General features: G+C 63.3%; 24 protein-coding genes and 1 tRNA gene. 10 read left to right on the top strand and 15 right to left on the bottom strand.

The window, feature by feature from the left end; translation table 11 throughout:
• Window positions 1-141 precede the first annotated feature (141 nt).
• Together RBH26_RS07475 and RBH26_RS07470 are read left to right on the top strand one after the other, a co-directional pair.
• Window positions 142-1,104 (top strand): poly-gamma-glutamate hydrolase family protein, encoded by a 963-nt coding sequence (locus RBH26_RS07475; protein ID WP_306757571.1) that lies wholly within the window; start codon window positions 142-144, stop codon window positions 1,102-1,104.
• Between the two features lie 136 nt (window positions 1,105-1,240).
• The gene (locus RBH26_RS07470) at window positions 1,241-2,449 is read left to right on the top strand and encodes an inorganic phosphate transporter (protein WP_306757692.1); all 1,209 of its coding nucleotides are present in this window, start codon (window positions 1,241-1,243) and stop codon (window positions 2,447-2,449) included.
• A gap of 31 nt (window positions 2,450-2,480) precedes the next feature.
• Here the strand turns inward: RBH26_RS07470 and RBH26_RS07465 are convergent, their stop codons facing one another.
• From RBH26_RS07465 to RBH26_RS07445, 5 genes are all read right to left on the bottom strand, one after another.
• Window positions 2,481-2,708: a hypothetical protein gene (locus tag RBH26_RS07465; RefSeq protein ID WP_306757570.1), complete on the bottom strand. Its 228-nt coding sequence runs from the start codon at window positions 2,706-2,708 to the stop codon at window positions 2,481-2,483.
• Between the two features lie 89 nt (window positions 2,709-2,797).
• Window positions 2,798-3,244, bottom strand: a complete 447-nt coding sequence (locus RBH26_RS07460) for a universal stress protein (protein ID WP_306757569.1) — start codon at window positions 3,242-3,244, stop codon at window positions 2,798-2,800.
• 181 nt (window positions 3,245-3,425) lie between these two features.
• Window positions 3,426-4,253, bottom strand: a complete 828-nt coding sequence (locus RBH26_RS07455; RefSeq protein ID WP_306757568.1) for an ABC transporter permease subunit — start codon at window positions 4,251-4,253, stop codon at window positions 3,426-3,428.
• Window positions 4,250-5,173, bottom strand: coding sequence for an ABC transporter ATP-binding protein (locus tag RBH26_RS07450; RefSeq protein ID WP_306757567.1), 924 nt, complete (start codon window positions 5,171-5,173; stop codon window positions 4,250-4,252). The genes RBH26_RS07455 and RBH26_RS07450 overlap by 4 nt, the downstream gene beginning before the upstream one ends.
• 377 nt (window positions 5,174-5,550) lie before the next feature.
• Entirely contained in the window at window positions 5,551-5,988 is a 438-nt protein-coding gene (locus tag RBH26_RS07445; RefSeq protein WP_306757566.1) for a DUF5518 domain-containing protein, read from the bottom strand.
• A 148-nt stretch (window positions 5,989-6,136) separates the two neighbouring features.
• On the opposite strand from RBH26_RS07445, the gene RBH26_RS07440 reads away from it, so the two are divergent.
• Window positions 6,137-8,479 carry an ATP-dependent DNA helicase gene (locus RBH26_RS07440; protein WP_306757565.1) on the top strand — a complete coding sequence of 781 codons (2,343 nt, stop codon included), beginning with the start codon at window positions 6,137-6,139 and terminating at the stop codon, window positions 8,477-8,479.
• Window positions 8,479-9,030 (top strand): KEOPS complex subunit Cgi121, encoded by a 552-nt coding sequence (gene cgi121 / locus RBH26_RS07435; protein WP_306757564.1) that lies wholly within the window; start codon window positions 8,479-8,481, stop codon window positions 9,028-9,030. Before RBH26_RS07440 ends, cgi121 begins: the two co-directional genes overlap by 1 nt.
• Window positions 9,031-9,145: 115 nt before the next feature.
• On the opposite strand, the gene RBH26_RS07430 is transcribed toward cgi121, so the two are convergent.
• Entirely contained in the window at window positions 9,146-9,949 is an 804-nt protein-coding gene (locus RBH26_RS07430; protein WP_306757563.1) for an iron-sulfur cluster assembly protein, read from the bottom strand.
• Window positions 9,949-11,013 (bottom strand): amidohydrolase family protein, encoded by a 1,065-nt coding sequence (locus RBH26_RS07425; protein ID WP_306757562.1) that lies wholly within the window; start codon window positions 11,011-11,013, stop codon window positions 9,949-9,951. The genes RBH26_RS07430 and RBH26_RS07425 overlap by 1 nt, the downstream gene beginning before the upstream one ends.
• A 186-nt stretch (window positions 11,014-11,199) precedes the next feature.
• Between RBH26_RS07425 and RBH26_RS07420 the strand changes: the two genes are divergently transcribed.
• Window positions 11,200-12,243: an NAD(P)-dependent alcohol dehydrogenase gene (locus RBH26_RS07420; protein WP_306757561.1), complete on the top strand. Its 1,044-nt coding sequence runs from the start codon at window positions 11,200-11,202 to the stop codon at window positions 12,241-12,243.
• Window positions 12,244-12,334: 91 nt separating this feature from the next.
• Here the strand turns inward: RBH26_RS07420 and RBH26_RS07415 are convergent, their stop codons facing one another.
• Entirely contained in the window at window positions 12,335-12,922 is a 588-nt protein-coding gene (locus tag RBH26_RS07415; protein ID WP_306757560.1) for a VIT1/CCC1 transporter family protein, read from the bottom strand.
• 2 nt (window positions 12,923-12,924) lie between these two features.
• Window positions 12,925-13,209: a DUF211 domain-containing protein gene (locus RBH26_RS07410; protein WP_306757559.1), complete on the bottom strand. Its 285-nt coding sequence runs from the start codon at window positions 13,207-13,209 to the stop codon at window positions 12,925-12,927.
• A 115-nt stretch (window positions 13,210-13,324) separates the two neighbouring features.
• On the opposite strand from RBH26_RS07410, the gene RBH26_RS07405 reads away from it, so the two are divergent.
• Window positions 13,325-14,653 (top strand): NADH:flavin oxidoreductase, encoded by a 1,329-nt coding sequence (locus tag RBH26_RS07405; protein ID WP_306757558.1) that lies wholly within the window; start codon window positions 13,325-13,327, stop codon window positions 14,651-14,653.
• Window positions 14,654-14,783: 130 nt separating this feature from the next.
• Here the strand turns inward: RBH26_RS07405 and RBH26_RS07400 are convergent.
• Window positions 14,784-14,856: transfer RNA gene (locus tag RBH26_RS07400), tRNA-Gln, on the bottom strand.
• A 325-nt stretch (window positions 14,857-15,181) separates the two neighbouring features.
• Here RBH26_RS07400 and RBH26_RS07395 point away from each other — a divergent pair.
• From RBH26_RS07395 to cysE, 3 genes are all read left to right on the top strand, one after another.
• Window positions 15,182-15,769, top strand: a complete 588-nt coding sequence (locus tag RBH26_RS07395; protein ID WP_306757557.1) for an IMP cyclohydrolase — start codon at window positions 15,182-15,184, stop codon at window positions 15,767-15,769.
• Between the two features lie 122 nt (window positions 15,770-15,891).
• Window positions 15,892-16,560 (top strand): metallophosphoesterase family protein, encoded by a 669-nt coding sequence (locus RBH26_RS07390; RefSeq protein ID WP_306757556.1) that lies wholly within the window; start codon window positions 15,892-15,894, stop codon window positions 16,558-16,560.
• A 295-nt stretch (window positions 16,561-16,855) separates the two neighbouring features.
• On the top strand, window positions 16,856-17,365 hold the full coding sequence (cysE, locus tag RBH26_RS07385; protein WP_306757555.1) for a serine O-acetyltransferase: 510 nt from the start codon (window positions 16,856-16,858) through the stop codon (window positions 17,363-17,365).
• A 22-nt stretch (window positions 17,366-17,387) separates the two neighbouring features.
• Here the strand turns inward: cysE and RBH26_RS07380 are convergent, their stop codons facing one another.
• The 4 genes from RBH26_RS07380 to RBH26_RS07365 form a co-directional block, all read right to left on the bottom strand.
• Window positions 17,388-17,759: a hypothetical protein gene (locus RBH26_RS07380; RefSeq protein WP_306757554.1), complete on the bottom strand. Its 372-nt coding sequence runs from the start codon at window positions 17,757-17,759 to the stop codon at window positions 17,388-17,390.
• 78 nt (window positions 17,760-17,837) lie between these two features.
• The gene (locus RBH26_RS07375) at window positions 17,838-19,232 is read right to left on the bottom strand and encodes a phosphoglucomutase/phosphomannomutase family protein (protein WP_306757553.1); all 1,395 of its coding nucleotides are present in this window, start codon (window positions 19,230-19,232) and stop codon (window positions 17,838-17,840) included.
• Window positions 19,233-19,932: 700 nt separating this feature from the next.
• Window positions 19,933-20,901: a hypothetical protein gene (locus RBH26_RS07370; protein ID WP_306757552.1), complete on the bottom strand. Its 969-nt coding sequence runs from the start codon at window positions 20,899-20,901 to the stop codon at window positions 19,933-19,935.
• Between the two features lie 77 nt (window positions 20,902-20,978).
• Complete coding sequence (locus RBH26_RS07365) at window positions 20,979-21,227, bottom strand: GIY-YIG nuclease family protein (protein ID WP_306757551.1); 249 nt, start codon at window positions 21,225-21,227, stop codon at window positions 20,979-20,981.
• A gap of 61 nt (window positions 21,228-21,288) precedes the next feature.
• Between RBH26_RS07365 and RBH26_RS07360 the strand changes: the two genes are divergently transcribed.
• A complete protein-coding gene (locus RBH26_RS07360; RefSeq protein ID WP_306757699.1) occupies window positions 21,289-21,681 on the top strand; it encodes a hypothetical protein in 393 nt (130 codons plus the stop codon).
• A 59-nt stretch (window positions 21,682-21,740) separates the two neighbouring features.
• Here RBH26_RS07360 and larB read toward each other — a convergent pair whose 3' ends face one another.
• Entirely contained in the window at window positions 21,741-22,508 is a 768-nt protein-coding gene (larB, locus tag RBH26_RS07355; protein ID WP_306757550.1) for a nickel pincer cofactor biosynthesis protein LarB, read from the bottom strand.
• Window positions 22,509-22,709 lie beyond the last annotated feature (201 nt).

Genomic DNA, 22,709 nt, shown 5'->3' with positions numbered 1-22,709 from the left:
GATAAGATTATTCTCCCGGAGATGGGGAATAACCAAGGCGAGCACACGAAGTCATCAGGCCCTATAAGTCGCCGTCGGACGCTCGGGGTAGGGGCGAGTGTAGCGGGACTGAGTCTAGCAGCGGCTGGACTCCAACGCAGCGTGATCGCTGGAAGCGACACTGAAACGAACGACGAAGACACCACCTGGCAGCGGATGGACGACGACGGTAGTTGTGAAATGATGACGAGATGGAAGACCTCGATCGAGGAAACGGCCGCCGATTGGAATACACGGACGGAATCGAAAAAGTACTGCTCAGTCCCCTGTGAAACGGCCGATGAGACGGAACTGGAACTCGGCCAGCAAGTTCGAATCGGCACCGACGAGAACGGAACCGACGGGTTCCCCGACGCGATCTACACGATCGCGTCGACACACCAGGGAGAAGCCGTCCGATTGAGCCAGGGCGGACTCGAGCGAATCGGTGCAAGCAAGTCGTCGACGGCCATCGTCAGTGGACAGGCGGTCCACCCGAGCTACGATACGCGTCAAGCCGGCGAGTTCAACGACGAATACGTCGAGTATATCGTCGGTGAGGAAGATCGAGAGAACGACGTCTTCGTGATCGCACCCCACGGTGGGTTCATCGAGTACGGCACGGATTTTCAGGCCGAGCACATCGCCGAACAGCACGGCGGCCTGGGGTGGATCTGTTCCGGGTTCAACGACGGCGGCGGGGCGTTCGATCGCTGGCACGTTCCTTCGACCGAGATCGATCGCGGTTCGTTTCCGGCGCTCGATGGGCTTTCCGAGGAACCCGCCGACTGGGGAGTCGCGTTTCATGGATACGCAGACGAGAATATCTTCATCGGTGGCACCGCCAGCGAATCGGACAGACAGCTCGTCGCCGACGAGATCAACGACCGCGTCGAAGGGGCAGAGGCCGTCCTTGCAAGCAGTGATGCGACCGACTACGGTGGCGCTGCACCGACGAACATCCTCAATCAGGTCGCTCCGACCGGCCAAACGATTCAACTCGAGCAGCCAACTCATGTTCGACAGACACAGTGGCTCGCTGTCGCCAACGGTGTCGCCGCCGGCCTCGACGCGATCCTCGAGTAGGGCGTGACGGATAGATCACGGTCGTCGACGGCCGCCGCGAGGACGACGGGTGTGGCTACTACGGTGGCGTACTCGAGAACGGGACGAGAGGCGAAGGAACGCTTTTCCGATCGCTCGTCCAAGTACGATGAACGGAATGGTCGCCCTGTCGTTTGCCGTCCTCGTCGGAACCGCGATCCTCACCTGTCTGTTCATGGCGTGGGTACTCGGCGCCAACAGCAACTCACCGCCGTTTGCCCCTGCGATCGGTGCGAACGCAATCTCGACGATGCAAGCCGCGTTCGTCATCGGACTCCTCGCAGCCGCCGGCGCACTCACACAAGGGGGAAGCATCTCCGAGACGATCGGTGCAGACCTCATCGATGGCGTCGCGATCACGCCGCTTGCGGCCACTGCGGGGCTGTTGACGGCGGCGACGTACATGGCGATCGGCATCTATACGCGGTACCCGATCCCCGCGGCCTTTGCGACGACGGGTGCGATGGTCGGCGTCGGGCTCTCGCTGGGCGGCGATCCCGCGATGGCGACGTACCAACGGCTCGGGACGTTCTGGCTGCTCGTCCCGTTCATGTCCGGCGGACTGGCCTACGCGACTGCGACGATCCTGCGACGCGACGACGTCCCCGAGTCGGTGGGCGTCCCGCTGCTCGCCGGCGTCGTCGGTGCGATCGTCGCGAACATCAGACTCGGCGTCATCCCGGATCCAGTGGCTGACCAGGGGACCCTCGCCCGATTCGTCTCCAGACAGTTCGGCGGCGGCCCGACGCTCGTCGCAGACGCCGACCTCGGCACCGTCCTCGTCACCATCGCTGTCGGCGCGCTCGCGTTCTACTGGGTCCGACAGCGCGTTCTCGAGTCAGTCGAGGGGGGCATCCGCTCGTTCCTGCTCGTCCTCGGTGGGATCGTCGCCTTCTCTTCCGGCGGTTCGCAGGTCGGACTCGCGACGGGGCCACTCGAGAACCTCTTCCGGGTGGAACTCGGCCTGCCGGGGATCACGCTGCTCGCGCTGGGTGCGACCGGCCTCCTCGCCGGCGCCTGGATGGCAGCGCCGCGGCTGTTGCAGGCGACCTCGAGGGAGTACGCCCAGCTCGGCGTGCGACGGTCGATCGCGGCGCTGGTCCCCGGGTTCGTCATCGCACAGCTGGCGATCGCACTCGGGATCCCGATCTCGGTCAACAACATCATCCTCTCGGGGGTGATCGGTGGCGGGCTGGCGGCGGGCTCGGCCGGCGTCTCGAAGGAGAAAATCGGCTTCACGATCACGTTCTGGCTGTTGACGTTGGGCAGTTCGATCGCCGTCGGCTACGGTGTCTACCAGCTGCTGGCGGCGGTCATCGGTGGCTAGCTCCCTCGAATCGGTCGACTCGAGAACAGTCTCACTCCGCCGGAGAGAGCACGTAACTCCCGCCGACGGCGACGATCCCGACGAAGACCCCGAGCAGTCCGACGGGCGGGGAGACAAGCGCCAGTGCGCCGCCGAAGATGAGCGCGCCGGCACCGAATCGCCAGGCGACCGATCCCGGATTGTAGCCACAGTGGGGACACGCCTCTGTGGTCCGTGAGATCTCTTCCCCGCAGCGACGACAGAAGTACACCGGCTTCATTGGAATCGATGGTCGGTGGCGACTCGAGGCCCACCCTACTAAGGGTGACTATCGCGGCCAGTAAGGCAACTCGTGTAGCTTCGACGGTGTCACTCGAGAACCGTCACCGGCTCGTCGGTACGCTCGGTGACGGTCGTAGCGACGTTGCGGCCGAGAAACCGACGGACGAAGCCGATCGAGCCCGCGTCGTGGCCGTGTATGACCACGTGGTCGATATCTTCCTCGCTAGCATACCGGGGAACGACGGTTCCCGGTCGGCCCTCGACAGTCTCGAGGCGGACCCGTTCGGTCGCGGACGGCACGTCGTCGGCGACCGACTCGAGCAGGTCCCTCGAGGCCTGGCGTGCCGCCGCCGTTCGTTCGTCGTCTCGCTCGAGTACGCCGCCCTCGCTGAGCGGGTCGTCGAGCGGCGTCACGACTGCCAGCAGAACGATCTCGGCGTCTGGAAACGTCTCGAGAGCATAGGCGAGGGCCTCGTCCTCTCGCGGACGACCGAGCGACGGGACGAGGACGCGATCGGGGTCCGAATCGACCATAGAACCGCGTTCGATCGCTACCCCTATCGGTCTATCGGGGCGGCGTCCAATCACTCGGAGAGGACCGACGGCGCACTGACTGCTGTCCGGCAGTATCAGGACACACCCTCGCGTCTCGAGTGCGCTCGGTGTGTGCATCGTGTTGTCTAGTAGTATGGATAGACAATCACTCACGACAGGTCTACAGCTCGATGCGATTGAACTGCCAGTAGCCGATGGCGAGTGGGACTCCGATCCAGACGAGAAGCGGGACAACGGCGAACCAGTGTTGGAGGTAGAACGGAACGTCACCGCCGTTACTGACGGCCGCGGAGGCCATATCCGATTCACGTCCACGCAACCACAGAAGCATGGTGGTGATATCGTTGCCGATGATCGTAAGTTCGAACCGGGAGACGAACGTCTCCGCGTATCCATCAACGAGCCCCAACCAGTTGTTTAGCAGGGAAAAGATCGTACTCCAGAAATAGATGAGGAAGTAGATGGCAAACCCAGCGGCTGTCGCAACCGATTCAGAGCGTGTCAGGGTCGACGCACAGAGGCCGATGAGAAGGAAGAAAAAACCGAAATAAAGGACCGCAACCACCGTCACGACGAACTCGAAGGTCGCAAACTCGGAGTGACCGAGCGACAGGATAACGAGTGCCGGTACGTATCCGACGAGCACTGCAGCCGTAAAGACAGCCAATCGGCCCAGTAATTTGCCGAAGAACACCTCCCCGCGCGTGTGTGGCAACGACAGGAGGGTCGTGATCGTGCCGAGCGTCCGTTCGCGAACGATCGACTTGATACTCACGAGCAACGCTGTGACGGGGGCAAGGACGACCATCACGAGTCCCGTGGAGAATACGAGTGCGGTAGGGATACCGTCGTCGACACTCGAGCCAGAAACCACCGTATAGAGTGCCACGACTGGGACAAACAGAACGAACAGCACGGTCAACAGCCACAACGACTTCGACCGAACGGCATCACGGAAATCCTTCTTCGCGACGGTAAGTGTACTCATGCAACCACCTCCGTCTCGGTCGTGTACGCGTGGAAGACGTCTTCCAGCGAGGCTCGTTCAGTATCGAAGTCGTGGACACTCAACCCCGTGTCTTCGATCGTCGAGAGAACGGCCGTTTTCGAACCGTCAGTTTCGACGGTAATCGTCGGCACGCCCTCTCTCATTCGAGCCTCAACCGCGACCACGTCCGGGACGGATTCGAGGGCGTCCACTACGGTTTCGTCCAGTCGGTCGACCGTGACATGAAGAAGGGCGGTCCCGACCTTCTTCCGGAGACCGGCGACCGTGTCGATAGCAACCATCTCTCCGTCGCGGAGGATACCGACGCGGTCACACACCGCTTCGACCTGTTCCATAATATGGCTCGAGAAGAACACCGTTGCACCACGGGCGTGTTCCGCTGTGACGATCTGCCGCATCTCTCGAGCGCCGTTCGGATCCAGTCCGGACGTCGGTTCGTCCAAAATCAACAGCTCCGGCTCACCGACGAGTGCCATTCCAAGGCCGAGTCGCTTGGCCATCCCCTTCGAGTAGCCCTCGGCCTTTCGATCGGCTGCGTCGGCGATTCCGACACGCTCGAGGATCACGTCGGGATCACCGTCGATATCCTTCGATTCCATGGCGAACTCGATGTGTTGTCGACCGGTGAGGCGGGGGTACGGTTCGTATCCCTCCGGAAGGACACCGGTGCGCTGTCGAATCGCTTTGCTATCCGCTCGAGCGTCCAGTCCGAGAACGGATAAGTCGCCGCTCGTCGGACGGGAAAAATCCAGCAGACAGTTTATCGTCGTCGATTTTCCCGCTCCGTTTGGGCCAAGAAATCCGAACACCTCGCCTTCTTCGACGGTAAACGAGAGGCCATCCGTGACGGTGACGTCACCGTATCGTTTTGTGAAATTAGCCACGTCTATTGCTACCATTGTTGTTTCTCTATTCACATTACTTATTAAAGCATCTAATATAACATAATAATGCTATTGGGAAGGCGATCAATGATAATGAAAATTAACACACCGTATGATACGGACTGCTGTCCCGAGTGCCCGCCGACCGCCGACCCCGTGCTGATACTACCGGACAAAAGTCAGTAAACACCCGATCGCGTCTCGACGTCTGTCGCGTTTCGCGACAGCGTCTCGAGTGCGATCGGTGTGTGCATCGTTTTGTCCGGAAGTATGACGATCGGTGCCAGTAACGACAGTAGACCGGATGAAACGACCCTCGGAGGAATGTCGGTGCGATCATAAAAACAACAGTACAGATCGAGTCCCACAAAAAGAAAAGAAGTAGCCGGAAATCACCGAGTGACCGCCTCGAACCCGGCCGCCAGGACCTGACCGACGAATCCGCCGAGAGCACCGAGAATGAATCCGAAGACGACAGCCGACGGATATACCAGTGCTACGACGCCAACCCAAAATATGCCAGGTTCGGTGAGAGTCCCTACCGATCTCTCGAGTACGTAATCGAATATGGCCAGCGGCGTCAGGACGGCCAGCAGAACGCCGCCGGTACAACCGCCAGCCATCAATCCTTTCCGACGCGCACCGTCGGCGAGGAATCCAGCAATCACACCACCAAGGAGGAGACCCGCGCCGACCGAGTGCTCGGTTCCGGACGCGCCAGTGAGATTGTACTCGACGATAGTTGCGAGACCGCCGACGATTACACCTGGCAGAACCGCTGTGGAGAGTAATCTATCGCCACCGTCGAGAACTTCGGTAGCCCGTTCCATATACGATTTATTTCCTAACTTGTATTAAATTTAAATATTCTATATTATAGATTGATATATTCGGGGATAGAGATACAACGGTTACACTCGAAGATGGGTCGAACCTCGAGACGACAGTTTAAACCACGGGACGCGCCAAACGCAGGTAATGAATCTCGAGGAGCTGTCGGGGCTCCCGCCCGGTGCCGTCGACCACTTCCAGCGCGAGGGCATCGAAGAGCTCTACCCGCCACAGGCCGAGGCGGTCGAGGCCGGCGCGACCGAGGGCGAGAACCTCGTCGCCGCGGTCCCGACCGCCAGTGGGAAGACGATGATCGCCGCCCTCTCGATGCTGTCGGCGATCGAACGCGGCGGGAAGGCACTCTATATCGTCCCCCTGCGGGCCCTGGCCAGCGAAAAGAAAGCCGAGTTCGAAGCCTACGAGGAGTTCGGCGTCACGGTCGGCGTAACGACCGGCAACTACGAGAGTACCGACGACTGGCTGGCGACGAAAGACATCGTCGTCGCCACGAGCGAGAAGGTCGACTCGCTGGTTCGCAACGGCGCCGACTGGCTCTCCGATCTCACCTGTGTCGTCAGCGACGAGGTCCACCTCATCGACGACCGCAACCGAGGGCCGACCCTCGAGGTCACCCTCGCGAAACTCCGACGACTCAACCCAGGGATGCAGGTCGTCGCACTTTCGGCGACGGTCGGCAACGCCGACGAGATCGCCGACTGGCTCGACGCGGCACTGGTCGATACCGACTGGCGTCCGATCGATCTGCGGATGGGCGTCCACTACGGAAACGCCCTGAACTTCGACGACGGCTCGACGCGGGAGGTCCCCGTCGAGGGCAGCGAGAAACAGGAGGCCGCGCTGGTGCGTGACATCCTCCAGGAGGGGGGCTCCTCGCTCGTGTTCGTCAACTCCCGCCGAAACGCGGAGGCCGCCGCGAGTCGCCTGGGAGGAGTCGTGAGCCGTGAACTCGACGGCGAAGAACGGGCCGAACTCGCCGATCTCGCCGAGGCGATCCGCGAGGACAGCGACACCGAGACGAGCACGGACTTAGCCGACTGCGTCGAACGAGGCGCGGCGTTTCACCACGCGGGCCTCTCGAGCACCCAGCGATCGCTCGTCGAGGACGCCTTCCGCGATCGGCTGTTGAAGGTCATCTCGGCGACGCCGACGCTCGCGGCCGGTGTCAACACGCCCGCACGACGGGTCATCGTCCGCGACTGGCGTCGGTTCGATCCAAGCGCAGGCGGGATGGCGCCGCTGGACGTCCTCGAAGTCCACCAGATGATGGGCCGTGCAGGCCGACCGGGACTGGATCCCTACGGCGAGGCCGTGTTACTCGCCACAAGCCACGACGAGAGCCAGGAGCTGTTCGAGCGCTACGTCTGGGCCGATCCCGAGCCGGTCCGGTCGAAGCTGGCGGCCGAACCCGCCCTCCGGACCCACGTCCTCGCGACGATCGCCTCCGGGTTCGCCCGCACGCGCGATGGACTGCTCGAGTTCCTCGAGGCCACCCTCTATGCGAGCCAGTCGACCGAGGCGGGTCGACTCGAGGCCGTGACCGACGACGTGTTGGACTATCTCGAACGGAACGACTTCATCGAACGGGGAGGCGATACGGAAGACGCCACCGAAGACGACGTCGGCGCGTTCACCGCCGCATCTGACCTCCCAGCCCAGCAAGACCGGGCGGAACGGCTCGAGGCAACCAGCCTCGGTCACACCGTCTCCCGGCTCTACCTCGATCCGATGAGCGCTGCCGAGATCGTCCACGGCCTCGAGGACGCCGACGACCGTCCGACCGCACTCGGGCTCTACCAGCTGATCTCACGGACACCCGACATGTACGAGCTCTACCTACGCTCTGGCGAGGACGAGCAGTTCGGCGAACTCTTCTACGAACGCGAGGCCGAGCTGCTCGGCAACGCACCAAGCGAGTTCGAGGAAGATCGCTTCGAGGACTGGCTGGCTGCGCTGAAGACGGGTAAGCTCCTCGAGGACTGGGCCGACGAAACGGACGAAGAGCAGCTGACCGACCGGTACAAGATCGGTCCCGGCGACCTCCGCGGGAAAGTCGACACCGCCGAGTGGCTGCTCGGTGCGGCCGAGTCACTTGCCGCGGAGATCGACAGCGAGTGGACCGTTGCCGTCCGCGAAGCCCGCGCACGCGTCGAACACGGCGTCGGCGAGGAGCTACTCGAGTTGGTCTCGGTCGGCGGCGTCGGCCGCAAGCGCGCCCGGCGGCTCTACGACCGCGGCATCGAGGAGCCGGCTGATCTCCGCAGCGCCGACAAAGGCGTCGTTTTGAGCGCGCTCAAAGGGGAGAAGACCGCGGAGAACATCCTCGAGAACGCCGGCCGTGAGGACCCCTCGATGGACGGCGTCGAACCGGCCGACGGGGCGGCCGGAGTGAAAACGGACGAGACGAACGAAACGGCACGTGCCGACGCGGCCGAATCGGACGACAGCCAGTCCAGTCTGGGTGATTTCTGATGGAGCTACTCGAGTGTACCCTCACAGTCGACGATCTCGATGCGTTCGTCGCCGACATCGGTGAGATCGGCGACCGTCACGACGTGACGATCCAGGCGTTCGACGCCGACTACGTCGCCGACCGGGCCCACCTCGAGCGGGCCGTCGAACTGGCCGACCGCGCCATCGCTCGCGGCGAGAACGTCGCCCGTGATCGGGCCGTCGAGATCCTACTGTACGCCGCCGGCCGCCGCCAGATCGACCGCGCTCTCGAGATGGGCGTCGACGACGGGGAAACCCATGCGGTGATCCTCGTCGACGACGGTTCCACCGGAAACGAAGGGGTTCGAGACGGCAGCGACGGCGGTTCCGGTACCGAGCAGGAGGTGGCTGCACGCAAGTCACTCGAGGACCTGGATGCCGTAACCGCAACCGAGTCGACGCTCGAGGGGTTCGACGAGGAGACGCTGTGTGCGTTCTTCGATATCACCGACGCCGAACGGGAGGTGACCGACGCGGATCTCGGCGATCTGGTCCGTGAACGAGTCGCCTTGCTCGAGGTCGAGAAGTAACGTCGTCGCAATTGGAACCGGTGGCCGCCGGTCTCATACGGACGACTAGAAATCAGTCCCGGCGAACCCCGACTCGGGTCACGGTTGCGCCGGTACATCGGGACAGGTATCCGTCTCAATCGTCGGCAGACTCCTCGAGACGGCCTGCCCTCGCTTCTCGCAGCCCGTCGCAGATGCCACCCTGGCTCGACATGTTGACCCCTGCGAGTCGGCCCCGTTGATGGACGAGTTCGAACGAGTCGGGATCGATCGGGTCGCCCTCCGGCGTCCGAAACAGGACGTCGTCGGCCGCCGAAACGAGGTCGGTCTCGCGGGCCTTCTCGAGGTATCGTTCGATCGGCGCTGCCGGCACGGTCACGGCAAAGGACCGATCGCTGGCGTAGACGGCGATCGTCTCGGTCGTCTCCGTGTCGTCGGTCTCGTCCTCGAACGGCTCGAGATCGTCCAGTCGGAGGTCGACGATCACGTCCGCGTCGAGACCTGCCTCGAGAAGCGCCTCGACGGCGTCGTACTGGCGGGCGACCCGTGCCTTCTCGTCGAGTTCAGCACGAACGGCTGCGACGTCGCCGTCGGCGTCGGGAAACGCCTCGGCAAAGGAGAGACGGTCGTTGACGCCGCGGTTGATCTCCGTCTCGTGCATGTGTTCGTTGAGGGTGATTCGGACCTCCTCGACGGTCGGCAACGCTTCGATCTCGTCGCGTGCATCGACTGCCATCATCCAGGCGAAAGCGGGCGAACACCACGCGGTCGGAAGGGTGAACTCGACGGCGACGCGTCCCTCGTCGATCTCGATCGTGTCGATGTACTCGAGAGCGACGATCGAGCGGTCGAGTTCCGGGTCGGTGACGCGGTCCAGTCGGTCGCGGACGGCCGCTCGAGTGGGGCTGGTGGCGTCGGATTCGGGCTCGGAGACGGTCATCAGTCGTCTGCCGCTGCCGGCTCTTCGCTTGCGTAGTGGTCCCCGAGGCCGAACTGCTGGCTGATCTCGTCGTCTTGGAACGTCCGGCGTTTCTCCTCGATGTCGATGTCGTAGAGTTCGGCCGCGTTCTCGCCCATGACCTTCTTTTTGGTCTCGAGGTCCCACTCGACACCGTACTCCATGCGGTCGTCCTGGGTGAGTTCGGCCTCGAGAACTTCCTCGACGAGCCAGTCGGGGTTCCACAGCGCGTAGTCGGAGCCAAAGAGAAGACGATCCTCGCCGAGCCACCACAGCAGTTCGGACATGATCTCCGAGAACTTGCCCGGCCGGTTCTGGGCGAACGGTGCGGCGACGGCCAGGCCGCCGTAGACGTTGTTCTCCTGGGCGGCGATCCAACAGAAGTCGTCGAGGCGGGGCAGGCCGACGTGTTCGACGATGAAGTTCAGTTCCGGGAACGAAGAAGCCGCGTCGTCGACGTCCGCGACGTCGAACGCATCGCGGTTGAGCGGCCGGATCGTCGGTCCCTTGTGTGCGTGGATGTTCTCGATACCCAGTTCCTGGCACTTCTCTAAGAATCGGAACGCCTCCTCGTCGTCGAGGCGCCACCCCTTCGACTCACCGCGCCACTCGGCGGTGTAGAGTTTGACGCCCGGAATATCGTAGGTTTCGTGGAGTTCCTCGAGGTACTCGATACCGTCGTCACCGTCTCGCGGGTCGAAGCTTCCGTTGAGAACGAACCGCTCGGGATACTCGGTTGCGAGTTCGGCGTTCTGGCCGGTCGTATTGAACCCCTCGGCGTAGAAGTCGGTGAGATACGTCGGCTGGAAGATCGCCATGTCCGTCGCGGCGTTGCTGAACAGGTCCTCGACCATCCGTTCGGGCCCGTACTTCCGATACTCCTCTATGTCCCACTGCAACTCTTCTGGGGTGAACGTCGTGTGGTAGTCGTAGAAACACTGGATGAACTCCTCACCCCCCTCGTGTGTGATGTTCTCCTCCGTCGCGTCCCACAGGTGGACGTGGCCGTCGATGACGAAGATTTCCTCCCCGTTGTGCTGATACATCGCACATTGGAAATAGGTAGCAAACCACATCACTCTTTTTCAGCGATGTCGGAATTACATATGTTGGGAGCAACGCGATTTCGGAATGAACATCACACAGTCAAAGTACCGATAACGGAACAGTAACGGAATCTAATATTCAGAGTGAAGGTTATCACCTATCATGATGCAGTATAACACAGCCTCATGCAAGCAGCCAGACTCCACGAGTACACCGACGACATGAGCGAGGCGCTCTCGATTGACGAGGTCGACCGCCCCGAACTCGAGCGCTCCGACGGTGTCGTAATCGAGGTCGAGGGCGCCGGCTGGTGTCAGACGGACAATCACATTATCGAGGGCATGTGGACCGACTACGCGCCACAGGACTTGCCGATGACGCTCGGCCACGAGAACGCCGGCGTCGTCGCCGAGACGGGCGACGAGGTAACACTGGTCGAGGAGGGCGACCCGGTCATCTGTCACCCCGTCCAGACCTGTGGCATCTGTCGGCCCTGTCGGCTTGGCGAGGATATGTACTGTGAGAACATGGCGTTCAACGGACTCACGACCGACGGCGGGTTCGCCGAGTATCTCCAGACGAACGAGCGTGCGGTGATCCCGCTCCCCGACGGCGTCGATCCGGTCGAGATCGCACCGCACGCCGACGCGGGGATCACGGCCTACCACGCCGCAAAAAAGGCCGTCGACGAACTAAACCCGGGCGATACCTGTGTCGTCATCGGCGTCGGCGGCCTCGGACATATCGGCATCCAGTGTCTCGACGCGATGAGTGCCGCGGACGTGATCGCCGCCGACATCAAAGACGAGGCCCTCGAGTTGGCCGACGACCTCGGCGCTCGCCACACCGTCAACTCCGCCGAGGAAGACCTCGCCGACGTCGTCGACGACCTGACCGACGGGGACGGCGCCCAGCAGGTCGTCGACTTCGTCGGAACCGACGAGACCACCGCGACCGCACCCGACGTCGTCGCTCCGGGCGGCGACCACCACATCGTCGGCTACGGCGGCCACATTCACGAGCCAAGTCAGGCGCTGGTCGACGGCGAGTTCTCGTTCCGAGGGACGCTCGTCGGCAAGTACGCCGAACTCCAGGAACTCGTCGCGCTCGTCGAGCGTGGCGACGTCGAACTCCACACCGAGCGCCACGATCTCGAGGCTATCAACACGGTCGCGGAACGACTCGAGCACGGCGAGATCGAGGGCCGTGCGGTCGTGATGCCGCCCTGAGACGGACTGCTGTCCCGATCTCCTGCCGATCGCCAGGACGGGGTCGGCGATCGGCGGTACATCGTTACAGCAGTCCGTATGAGCGGCAGGCTCACGCCGAGCCCGGCAAGACGACGTTGATCGCAGCGACGACGATCCCCGCAAGGCCCATCCGAACCGCCGCAACGTACCACCGCTGTTTCGAGATCGAAGCCAGATAGATTCCAAACGTCGCAAGGATCGCGATGCCGACACAGATCGAGGCGACGACGGCCTGAAACATCGTGAAGACGACGCCCTCGAGAGCAAGCGGCGAGAGCGTCAACAGGATCGCGAGGATCGGTCCGGTCGCGCTCGCGACGGCGTGGACGATCTGTGCGGCCCGGTGTTCGCGCTGGACGCGGGTGTCCTCGAGTTCCGTGAGCATCGCTTTCTCGAGGCGCTCTTGCTCGGCCAGTGCCTCCGCGCGTTCGATCTCCCAGACGCTCCAGACGCCGGAGGTCCCGAGACCGACGGCCGCACCGAGCCCGATGGTGATCGTCGTGAGTCCGTCGCCGACTCCCGAGAGGTACGCACCGACGACGACTCCGATGCTCGTAAGCGTGCCGTCGAACCCGTTGGCGATGAAGTACCGCCGGGAGATAGAACGGACGTCTTCCTTGCCGAGAACGCGTCGCAATCGCTCGAGCCGACCGGACATCGTCAGCTATCGACCCATGGATCGTCGACCGCTCGCGAGCCGCAGGCGACCTGATCGACCGAGTGAATCGAGGCGCTTAGATCCTCGATTTCGGCGCGGACCGCCTCGAGGTCGAGGTCGTCTCCCTCGATGGTCACGCGCAGTGTCTTGACGTTCTCGTCGACCTCGACGACCGTCGCGGTAGCCGCGTCGATCCCCTCGAGGTCGCCGAGTTGGGTCGTGAAGGTGACGACGCTCGGGTCGTGGGGTTTCAGTACGTCGAGTACGAGCCGCCGTATCGGAGCCATAGCCGTTCGAACGACGGGAACGGGGAAATGCCTGCGGGCACCGGAACGTCCCGTCGCAACGTGTCTCGGCGGCGACCGACGGCACGCTCTTGTACGATCCCGTGATAGCCCCGCTATGGCTACCCTCGAGGATCCGATCGAGATCGGCGGCTGTACGGTCCCAAACCGACTCTATCGCGCGCCGCTGCTCGAGTGTGCGGGCAACGGCCCCGACGCCGTCGACACGTTGATCGACGACCTCGAACCGGCTGCCCGATCCGGCGTCGGCCTCATCTGCCAGGGCGCGACGATCGTCCGCGGCGACGGCGGCTGTGCCGCACCGGGGATGACCCGCGTTCACGATCCCGACTTCGTCTCGCGGCTCTCCCGGCTCACGGATCGGATCCACGACCACGGGAGTCGGATCTTCGTCCAGCTCGAGCACGGCGGACTGCGAAGCATGGAGACGTGGCACGCCGAGTACCGACGCGAACATCCCGATCTCGAGCAGTTGGCGGTTTCGCGTCCGCCCTGGCAGCTACGGCTCCTCGATCGGCTCGGCTTCCTTTCTTACGATCCTCACGTCCTCTCGACCGACGAGGTGTACGCACTCGCGGCCGATTTCGGCCGATCGGCCGCCTACGCCGTCGACGCGGGCTACGATGGGATCCACCTCGCCGGCGCCAACATGGGTATCGTCCAGCAGTTCCTCTCGCCGTTCTACAATCGCCGTGACGACGAGTTCGGCGGTTCCCCGGAGGCACGACTCGAGTTCCTCGCACTCGTCCACGACGAGATCCGCGACCGGGTCGGCGACGTCCCGCTGCTGACGAAGGTGCCCGCCGAGACGCCCGCACCGTCGCCGGTGGTCCGGCGAACGCTATCGCTCGAGGACGGGGTCGAGGTCGCCCGTCGGCTCGAGCGCATCGGCTACGACGCGGTCGTCCCGGTCGAGACGTCGGTCGCCTGGGACATGAGCATCGTCCGTGGGGAGTATCCCGCGCGAGCGTGGGCAAACGAGGAGCTACAGAAGGGCTACGAGACGGCGTTCGGTAGCGCAACGCGGCGGCGACTCGTCGCACTGGGCAACTGGCTCGAGTCGCTGCAGTACGACTTCGAGCCCGCCTGGAACGAGACGTTCTGTCGACGCATCCGCGAGCACGTCTCGATTCCAGTGCTCGCGGAGGGCGGGATTCGAAAACGCGGCCAGATGGATCGACTGCTGGGCGACGACGGCGAAGCGCCGGCCTGTGACATGGTCGGACTGGCCCGTCCGTTCTACGCCGAACCGCGTCTCGGTGCGCGCCTGCTCGAGGATCCCCCCGACGAAACTCGCGTACTCTGTGAGAGCTGTAACAACTGCACCGTCCCGCAGGTGACCGGTGCGCCAGGACTGTGTCGGACACCATCTATACTACAGAAGCGAGGTGAACTCGAGCGCGAGGGTGCCTACGACGAACGATAGCGTAAGGCCTGGCACTGTTGGATACCGATCGCTCGAGTCGCAATTCGTTCGGTCGGACGACCCCCTTCGTTTCCACTGGAAACTCGCCGGTGGCGAACGGATTGTTCTCGAGTCGAAACGTCGGAAGAAGTAGTCCATCCTGGATTCGAACCAGGGTCGAAGCCCCCAGAAGGCTTCAGGATTGGCCACTACCCCAATGGACTATGCGTTCTCGTCGACTTCGCGTGCGACGATCTATCCATCAGTAGGTGGCGTCCATATTAGAGTGTTACGAACTCGACTGTGGTTGTCAACGAGTGGCGGTCAGCCCCCCGGCACCTGTACCGACCTTCCGGCGCCCGTCCGACCGTCCTGTGAGGTCGCCGCGACCTGTCTCGTCCTGTGGGATCGCGACAGTTCCGAGGGGGTCCGTATCGGGTGGCCAGTTGTCGTATCCGCGAGACCAACCTCCTCACACCCACTCACGGAGTAGTCGACGATCGTGCACAAACCGACACACATTTTTCCCGTGGCTGTGCATCCACGTGTATGTACGTCGGACGATTCGTCGTCGTCGGCCCCGAAGTCGGCGCCTACCGCGTCTCTTCACGATCGTTCCCGAACCGCAAGATCATCGCTCGAGACGAAGCACTCACCGTCGGTCCCACCGCAGACGCGCCGGAGACGGACAACCCCTACGTCTCCTACAACTGTCTGCGTGTCGTCGACACCCCGACGGGCGAGACGGCTGCTTTCGGCAACGGCTCACACGTCGATCCGATCGCGGAGAAACTCGAACTCGGCTATCCGGCCCGGGACGCACTCGCCGAGAGCCTGCTCGCACTCGATTACGAAAAGGACGACTACGATACGCCCCGGATCGCGGCGACGATCGGCGACGACGGCGCCTTGATCGGCACCGTCCGCAAGGACGCCTTACTCGTCGAGACCGTCGAGGAACCGACGCTGGTCGCGACCTACGAGAAGAATTCGCCCGAATCGTTCGCGTTCGAGGCCGAAACGGCTGCGGAAGCGACACAGGAAGCCTACGATCTCGAGTTCGAACACGCGGTCTGTGCGGCCGGCGTCGCACGAACCGACGACGGGTTCGAGACCGCGATCGAGAACGGCGAGTAGTCGGCCGTCGCGTCGAAAACGGACTACCGTCGACGCTTATTACCGATTTTCGACGTCCAGCGGCCTGCTTCTCAGCTCGGGTGAACTACAACTGTCTCGCGCCTGTACGTCACGAGTACAGTATGCAGGTCGGACTCGTCTCGGATATCCACGGCAACCGGGTCGCCCTCGAGGCCGTCCTCGAAGACATGCCCGCCGTCGACGAACTGCTGTGTGCGGGCGACGTCGTCGGCTACAACCCCTGGCCCGCCGAGTGTGTCGCCGAGCTCCGCGAGCGGGGCGTGCCGACGGTGATGGGCAACCACGACGCTGCGGTCGTCGAGGGGACTGCCTTCCAGTTCAACAGCATGGCTCGAGCGGGTGTCGAGCACGCCCGCGCGGAACTCGCCGACGACCAACTCGAGTGGCTCGAGTCGCTGCCGACCGAACGACTCGAGTGCGACGGCCGCGTGAAACTCGTCCACGGCCATCCCGACGACCCGAAACGATACTCGCGGTACACGTATCCGCGGGAGTTCTCGCCGGGGATGCTCGACGACGAGGACGTGCTCGTACTCGGACACACCCACGTCCAGGGCGTCGAGCAGTCCACGGAGGGTATCGTCGTCAACCCCGGCAGCGTCGGGCAACCACGGGATGGCGATCCGCGAGCAGCCTACGCTGTGGTCGACCTCGAGGCGCTGACCGTCGAGACCCACCGCGTCGAGTACGATATCGAGGCCGTCCAGGACGCGGTCAGGGAAGCCGGCCTCCCCGAGCGGATCGGGCAGCGACTCGCTCGCGGGAAGTAATACGATCTCCTGTCCCGAGAGGCCCACAGCGGTCCGTACGAGACCGTCACCGACGATCGGCGGGCGGTCGTCAGTCGAGTCGACCGGAAGAGGACTCGAGGGCCGGAAACGAACACTTTTAGGCGATCTCGGCGGAAACGTTTGGGTATGGTATCCACCGGCCACCCTACGCGTACCGATAGCAATCGTCCGCGTTACGTCGTCGGCCGGTGTTGTCGCCGGCGATCACGGCAAACTGTCACTCGCCGCCGGCGTCGTTGCGTAACCGTTCCGCCGACTGGTCTCGAGGTGACCGATGTTCGACCGGCTGCGTGAGGACACGCGGGCGATGTGCGATCGCGATCCCGCGGCGAAGGGGTGTCTCGAGGTTGCACTCGCCTACCCGGGCGTCCACGCCGTCTGGGGCCATCGGATCGCCCATCGGCTCTGGAACGGTGAGTTCCAGCTGCTTGCCCGGCTGTTTTCGCACCTCGTGCGCCTGCTAACCGGCGTTGAGATCCACCCCGGCGCGACGATCGGACGGCGGGTGACGATCGACCACGGGATGGGCGTCGTGATCGGCGAGACCGCCGAGATCGGCGACGACGTCCACATGTACCACGGCGTGACGCTGGGCGGTGATACGAACGAACCGGTCAAACGCCATCCAACGATCGAGGACGGCGTCAAGATCGGGGCGAACGCGACGCTGCTTGGCGACATTACGATCGGTGAAGACGCGGCCGTCGGCGCCGGCTCGGTCGTCACTGATGACGTCGAGCCGGGTGCGACAGTCGTCGGCGTGCCGGCGAAACGAGTCGACTGATACGGACTGCTATCCGACAGTATTACTGCTGTTCGTCGCTGACCGTCCCATCCGTGCCCGGCGGCGACCCCTCGGCGGCGACACCCTCCTCCGTCGAGACGTCGCTTGCGGACTCGCCGGGGGCGTCCTCGGACATCGTCTCCCCGGGAGCGGACTGATAGCCGAGCTCGAGGTGGAGTTTCGCCGTACAGTCAAACGCTTCCTCGTCGAGTTCCGTGTCGGCCTCCCGCTGGTCCATGTAGCCGTTACACCGGCCGTGTTTGACGACGTTCATCAGCGACGCCGCCGAACCACACTCCGGACAGTCGATGTAGTAGTTCCCCTCGTCGTTCTGGTGCCACGAGTCGGGTGTGAGTTCCGTGTACGCAGCGTCCTCGTGGTCTCGTTGACTCATACGTGTATGTGACGGCCCGACAGTGGTAAGGAGGAGCCCGGAGCACGCAACCCGCTGTCGTGCGGACCGCTATCCGTATTAGACCAGCGGTTCGACCAGTACCTCGCCGGCCTCGAGCAACGTCGCGACCCGCGTTTCGTCTTCGGCTTCGGCGTAGATCCGCAAGACGGGTTCGGTCCCGCTGGGACGGACGAGAAGCCACGAACCGTCCGCGAGCTGGAGTTTGAAGCCGTCGGCGGTGTTCACGCTCTCGACGGCCGTGTCCGCGACCGTTTCGGGGATCTCGTCCTCGAGATCGGAGAGTACCCGCGCCTTCTCGTGGTCGGGACAGGCGACGCTTATCTTGTCCTGAACGACGGTCCCGTGGTTCTCGAGGAGCCGGTCGACGCGGTCGTCGAGTGGTTCGTCGGCGTGCATCGCCGCGGCGAGGACGGCCATCAAAACGCCGTCTTTCTCGCGGACGTGGCCGCGGACGGTGAACCCGCCCGATTCCTCGCCGCCGACGAGGGCGTCGTGGTCGGCCATCGCGTCGGCGACCCACTTGAAGCCAACCGGGACTTCGTGGACGGTCTCCCCGTGAGCCTCGGCGACCCGATCGATCAGGAACGTCGTCGAGACGGTCCGGACGACCGAGCCCGACTCGTTCTCGAGCAGGTAGTCGTACAGCGCGGCGAAAAAGAGGTTCTCGTCGAGATATCCCCGCTCGGGAGTGACGATAGCGATTCGGTCGGCGTCGCCGTCGTTTGCGATCCCGAGGTCGGGAGCGGCCCCGTCGTCGGTCACCAGGTCGATCACGGTCTCTAAGTTCTCCGGTGCGGGTTCAGGCGCGCCGCCGCCGAACTCCGGATCGCGCTCACAGCGCAGCAGTTCGAGGGAGGCGCCGACCCGCTCGAGGGCGGCGTCGGTCGTCCCACGACCACTGCCGTGCATGGCGTCGTAGGCGACGGTCAGCCCCGAGAGGTCGGCATTACCCGTGATCGACTCGACCAACTCGAGGGCGGCGTCGGCATGCGGTGTGGTGAAGTCGACCGCCTCGACGGTACCGTGATCCTCGGCAGGGAGGGGATCGGGTTCGGCGAGTCGGTCCGCGATGGCGTCGGTTACGTCCGGAAGCGCCGGCGCGCCGTCTTTGGGGATGAACTTCACGCCGTTGTACTCCGGCGGATTGTGCGAAGCCGTGATAGCGAGAGCACCGACCAGTCCGTGGTCGACGATCGCGTGGGCGACCAGCGGCGTCGGCCGATCTCGCTCCGGCATGACGACGTCGAACCCGTTTGCACACAACACTCGTGCCAGTTCTTCGGCGAAACCGCGAGACGTCTCCCGCGCGTCGTATCCGATCGCAATCGTCCCCTCGAGTCCCTCGTCGCGAAGATACGTCGCGACTGCCTGTCCGACCATTCGAACCCGGGGCGACGTGAACTCCTCTAAGGTCGCCCGCCAGCCGTCAGTGCCGAAGCTGATCGTCTCCATACCCGTTCGTCGATGCCACCGGCGAAAAAGGCGACGCTATTGTGTGACAGTCGACAGTATCTCAGATGGTTTCCTGTCGTCGCGTGCCGCCGATCGCCGACCTCGTGCTGGCGATTGGCGATATATAGTTACCAGTAGTTGGTAACACGATTTCGTTATTCAGAGTGGATCGTGAAACCCGCGTTCAGTGGAGGATGTCCACTAAACAGTTCCACAGGTACAAGAGTCAGTTCGTGTAGCGGCACTGGCTGCTCCAACGTCGAACGGCATGCGCCAGAGTTCGATGGACGCCCGGAGTAAGTGTCCCCACGCAGTTACTGTGTGTTCCGCTGGGCGTCTGCGAAGGGCGGCGGTATGTTTCCCACGCGAACGCTCGAGGAGAACTGTATCACAGTGTGGACACACGTACTGGACGTAGTTTCCTCGAGTGTGGCGTACCCAATCATCCGCAATAGGGCTCGCATGGTCGCACTCCCAACAGAACAGCATCGATTTCCGACGCGTCGGCTCATCACCGCTGTCGTAGTACAAAAGGGGAGGTGCCATCTCTTGCAGAGAGGGGAAGAAGAAGGATAGTTCTATCTACCCACCTCATTGGGCTATTAAAGGTCTTAAACCACATACGCAGTGAGGTAGCGATATATTCGTACGTGTAGTGATCGAAAAATCGTGCTACTATCTACTGTTACAGCAGTCCGTATCAGACGTCGACCGCATCGAGTCGCTGTTCGAACAGTCGCTCGCCGGTTTCCTCGCAGGTCACGGCGAAGACGTCGTGGGACGTACAACAGGACTCGACGACCTCCTCGGACATGCTGACCGCGCCGCCGGTCGGACACCGCTCGAGGAACATTCGGAGTCCGCTAAGTACCTGCCCTCTGGTCTCAGGATCGTAGGCATCCCAGTCGGCCATCCAGGACTCGAGAGCACGGGCGGCAGCGACGTCGGCAAGCAGCGCCGCTCGAGATGGCCAGCGGCCGGCGATTCCGCCGTCGGTCACCAGTTGATAGACCTCGTCGGGAGACTCGAGGTCGAACTCCTCCGGATCGGCGTCGAAGCCGACGGCGTCGACGACGGTCGCGACGTCGATGCCTGCCTCGTCGACGGCCTCGATCTCCTCGAACCAGACGGTCTCGAACTCGTCGGTAAGACAGAGGTCGTCGCGGTCCTCACAGGGCTCGAGTACGTCCGACTCGAGGAAGTAGGTCTCGAGATCGAGCGCCGGCTGACCGGCGTTTACGTCGGAATCGGTCACGTCGGCGTCGTCGGGGTCGCTATCGGACGTCGTCTCGCCGTTGTCGGACCCGGCCGACGTCGATCCGGCAGCGGTGGACTCGGGAGGCGAGGAGGCGTCGTCGGCGACCGCCGTCGAGTCGATCCCACCGAACCCGCCACCAGGTTCAGGATCGGGCTCCTTGCCGAACCAGCGAAGCACCTCGGGTGGGAGATACCGCTTCGTCAGCGTCGGGGTTCCCGGAACGAGATAGCCACGGAGATAAATAAGGCCGATCGAGACACCGATTGCGAGCAGGCCACCGAGTTTCGTCTTGCGTGCGACAACCGAACCGACGACAGCCGCGATTGCCAGATTTAGCACTGTACACGGTTCACACCGGTTCTCACCGGTGTACTCCGGTTGCTTGAGGTCGTCTACGATCTCGAGGTTCATCTCTCCCTATCAGAGAGGTCACAGCCATATTTATTTTTTGATACTGGTGACAGAATTCTACTCCATTCGGTGCCATCTCAATCGAGACCGACGAGACGCTCTTTCTCCCGCCGCGAGAGCTGTTTGATCTCGTACTCCCGGGACATTGCGGCCGATTTCGACTCGTAACGTTCGTGATATTGCAGTTTGACGGGCGTACGACCGCGGGTGTACTTCGCTCCGTCGCCGGCATCGTGTTCGGCGACCCGTCGCTCGAGGTCGGTCGTGTAGCCGGTATACAGCGAGCCATCGGCACACTCGAGGACGTAGACGACGTGATCGGTCATGCGCTAACGCTTGAATCGGATCCTAAAAGGCGTCACGTTACCGGAGGGGTGGTCAGTAGCGATGCTTCGGACGGACGGGTGGCCGTCGGTTCCGGCGGGGCTGCAAGCGGGGTCGCAGTCCCATCAAGGCGGATCGCAGTTCGACGGTCCACCGACCGTACCGTACGGACCGCTGTCCGTCAGTTCCGGCACGGCCGTGACCCGAAGGGTGCGCCGGAACATCGGGGAGGGACCCGTATCAGGCGGGATCGGCGCCGCGGCTGCGTTCCCTGGCGGCTTGCTCGATCCCGGCGTTGGCCGAGCAGCTGACGCACGCCCGAATAACGCCGTTCTCGTCGGCGAAGACGCGCGCGAAGCGCTCGGAGACGTGCGCGTCGCAGTGGTCACAGGTGGGCATTGGATGCTGGTCACACCGGCCGAAGCCGGTACCTCGATCTATCCAGCGAACAAATAAATAACCTTCCCCAAACGCAGTTTGGCTTTTTGACTTACACAGATATTTTTCTGTATCCGTTAATCAGTCTCGGCCCGGGCGTCGTCGATCACACGTGCGATCAGCGTCGCCTGGGCGCCAGCGACGTATCCCGCGTCGATGTTGACGACCGAGAGGACGGTACACGACTGGAGCATCCCAGCGAGGGCTGCCTCGCCGTCGCCGCCGTGACCGTAGCCACTGGCGACGGGGACGGCGATCACCGGCGTGTCGACGAGTCCGGCGATCACGGTCGGTAACGCCCCTTCGCGGCCCGCCGCGACGATCAACACGTCCATCTCGCGGAATCGTTCGACCTGATCGAGGGTTCTGTCGAGTGCTGCGACGCCGACGTCGTCGATCCGATCGACTGTCACACCGGCGTCCACACAGACAACCTCCGCTTCGTCGGCGACCGGTCCGTCGACGGTTCCTGCCGTAACGATCCCCACCGTCGCCTCGAGCGAGGGCTGTTCGTAGTCGGCCGTCAGGACACGAACCGTCGATCCGCGTCGCTCGAGAGTGGCGTCGGGAAACGTCTCCGCGAGGCTCGTCTCGAGAGCTTCGAACCGTCCGTCGGAGAGTCGGGTCACGAGCGCCCGATCGGTCGTCTCGAGGGCGGTTTCCGTGAGGGCGACGACCGAGGCTGTCGACTTCCCCTCGGCGAGGATCGCTTCCGGAATGCCGCGTCGCTGTTGGCGGGCGGCGTCGAATCGGCCGGCTTCACCGGTGACGTACCCCTTGACCTGTGCTTCGGCCTCCGCCGGCGACAACGAGCCGTCGGCGACGGCCTCGAGGAGTTCGCGCATACGCGTTTTCGGATCCGGACTCACTCGAATTCGTCGGCCCGGACGAAGACGACCGCCGATCGCTCGAACGGCGAAAGCGCGCGAGCGGACCCACACCGCGCGCGAGCGGGATTTCCGCGATCAGCGACGATCGACGTCGGCTCGGCGCTTCATCAAACATATACTTTCCGGTGGTGTGCGGCATCGAAACAGGCGGGTCAA

The sequence above is a fragment of the Natronolimnohabitans sp. A-GB9 genome (assembly GCF_030848565.1).
Lineage (GTDB): Archaea > Halobacteriota > Halobacteria > Halobacteriales > Natrialbaceae > Natronolimnohabitans.
The sequence above is the reverse complement of the archived record's forward strand: the minus strand, read 5'-3'. Positions and strand labels throughout refer to the sequence as shown.

What these genes read in the sequence shown, in the direction of transcription:
- RBH26_RS07470 (WP_306757692.1), top strand. Translation starts at nt 1,241, where the DNA reads ATGGTCGCCCTGTCGTTTGCCGTCCTCGTCGGAACCGCGATCCTCACC.
- RBH26_RS07465 (WP_306757570.1), bottom strand. Translation starts at nt 2,708, where the DNA reads ATGAAGCCGGTGTACTTCTGTCGTCGCTGCGGGGAAGAGATCTCACGG.
- RBH26_RS07460 (WP_306757569.1), bottom strand. Translation starts at nt 3,244, where the DNA reads ATGGTCGATTCGGACCCCGATCGCGTCCTCGTCCCGTCGCTCGGTCGT.
- RBH26_RS07455 (WP_306757568.1), bottom strand. Translation starts at nt 4,253, where the DNA reads ATGAGTACACTTACCGTCGCGAAGAAGGATTTCCGTGATGCCGTTCGG.
- RBH26_RS07450 (WP_306757567.1), bottom strand. Translation starts at nt 5,173, where the DNA reads ATGGTAGCAATAGACGTGGCTAATTTCACAAAACGATACGGTGACGTC.
- RBH26_RS07445 (WP_306757566.1), bottom strand. Translation starts at nt 5,988, where the DNA reads ATGGAACGGGCTACCGAAGTTCTCGACGGTGGCGATAGATTACTCTCC.
- RBH26_RS07440 (WP_306757565.1), top strand. Translation starts at nt 6,137, where the DNA reads ATGAATCTCGAGGAGCTGTCGGGGCTCCCGCCCGGTGCCGTCGACCAC.
- cgi121 (WP_306757564.1), top strand. Translation starts at nt 8,479, where the DNA reads ATGGAGCTACTCGAGTGTACCCTCACAGTCGACGATCTCGATGCGTTC.
- RBH26_RS07430 (WP_306757563.1), bottom strand. Translation starts at nt 9,949, where the DNA reads ATGACCGTCTCCGAGCCCGAATCCGACGCCACCAGCCCCACTCGAGCG.
- RBH26_RS07425 (WP_306757562.1), bottom strand. Translation starts at nt 11,013, where the DNA reads ATGTATCAGCACAACGGGGAGGAAATCTTCGTCATCGACGGCCACGTC.
- RBH26_RS07420 (WP_306757561.1), top strand. Translation starts at nt 11,200, where the DNA reads ATGCAAGCAGCCAGACTCCACGAGTACACCGACGACATGAGCGAGGCG.
- RBH26_RS07415 (WP_306757560.1), bottom strand. Translation starts at nt 12,922, where the DNA reads ATGTCCGGTCGGCTCGAGCGATTGCGACGCGTTCTCGGCAAGGAAGAC.
- RBH26_RS07410 (WP_306757559.1), bottom strand. Translation starts at nt 13,209, where the DNA reads ATGGCTCCGATACGGCGGCTCGTACTCGACGTACTGAAACCCCACGAC.
- RBH26_RS07405 (WP_306757558.1), top strand. Translation starts at nt 13,325, where the DNA reads ATGGCTACCCTCGAGGATCCGATCGAGATCGGCGGCTGTACGGTCCCA.
- RBH26_RS07395 (WP_306757557.1), top strand. Translation starts at nt 15,182, where the DNA reads ATGTACGTCGGACGATTCGTCGTCGTCGGCCCCGAAGTCGGCGCCTAC.
- RBH26_RS07390 (WP_306757556.1), top strand. Translation starts at nt 15,892, where the DNA reads ATGCAGGTCGGACTCGTCTCGGATATCCACGGCAACCGGGTCGCCCTC.
- cysE (WP_306757555.1), top strand. Translation starts at nt 16,856, where the DNA reads ATGTTCGACCGGCTGCGTGAGGACACGCGGGCGATGTGCGATCGCGAT.
- RBH26_RS07380 (WP_306757554.1), bottom strand. Translation starts at nt 17,759, where the DNA reads ATGAGTCAACGAGACCACGAGGACGCTGCGTACACGGAACTCACACCC.
- RBH26_RS07375 (WP_306757553.1), bottom strand. Translation starts at nt 19,232, where the DNA reads ATGGAGACGATCAGCTTCGGCACTGACGGCTGGCGGGCGACCTTAGAG.
- RBH26_RS07370 (WP_306757552.1), bottom strand. Translation starts at nt 20,901, where the DNA reads ATGAACCTCGAGATCGTAGACGACCTCAAGCAACCGGAGTACACCGGT.
- RBH26_RS07365 (WP_306757551.1), bottom strand. Translation starts at nt 21,227, where the DNA reads ATGACCGATCACGTCGTCTACGTCCTCGAGTGTGCCGATGGCTCGCTG.
- RBH26_RS07360 (WP_306757699.1), top strand. Translation starts at nt 21,289, where the DNA reads ATGCTTCGGACGGACGGGTGGCCGTCGGTTCCGGCGGGGCTGCAAGCG.
- larB (WP_306757550.1), bottom strand. Translation starts at nt 22,508, where the DNA reads ATGCGCGAACTCCTCGAGGCCGTCGCCGACGGCTCGTTGTCGCCGGCG.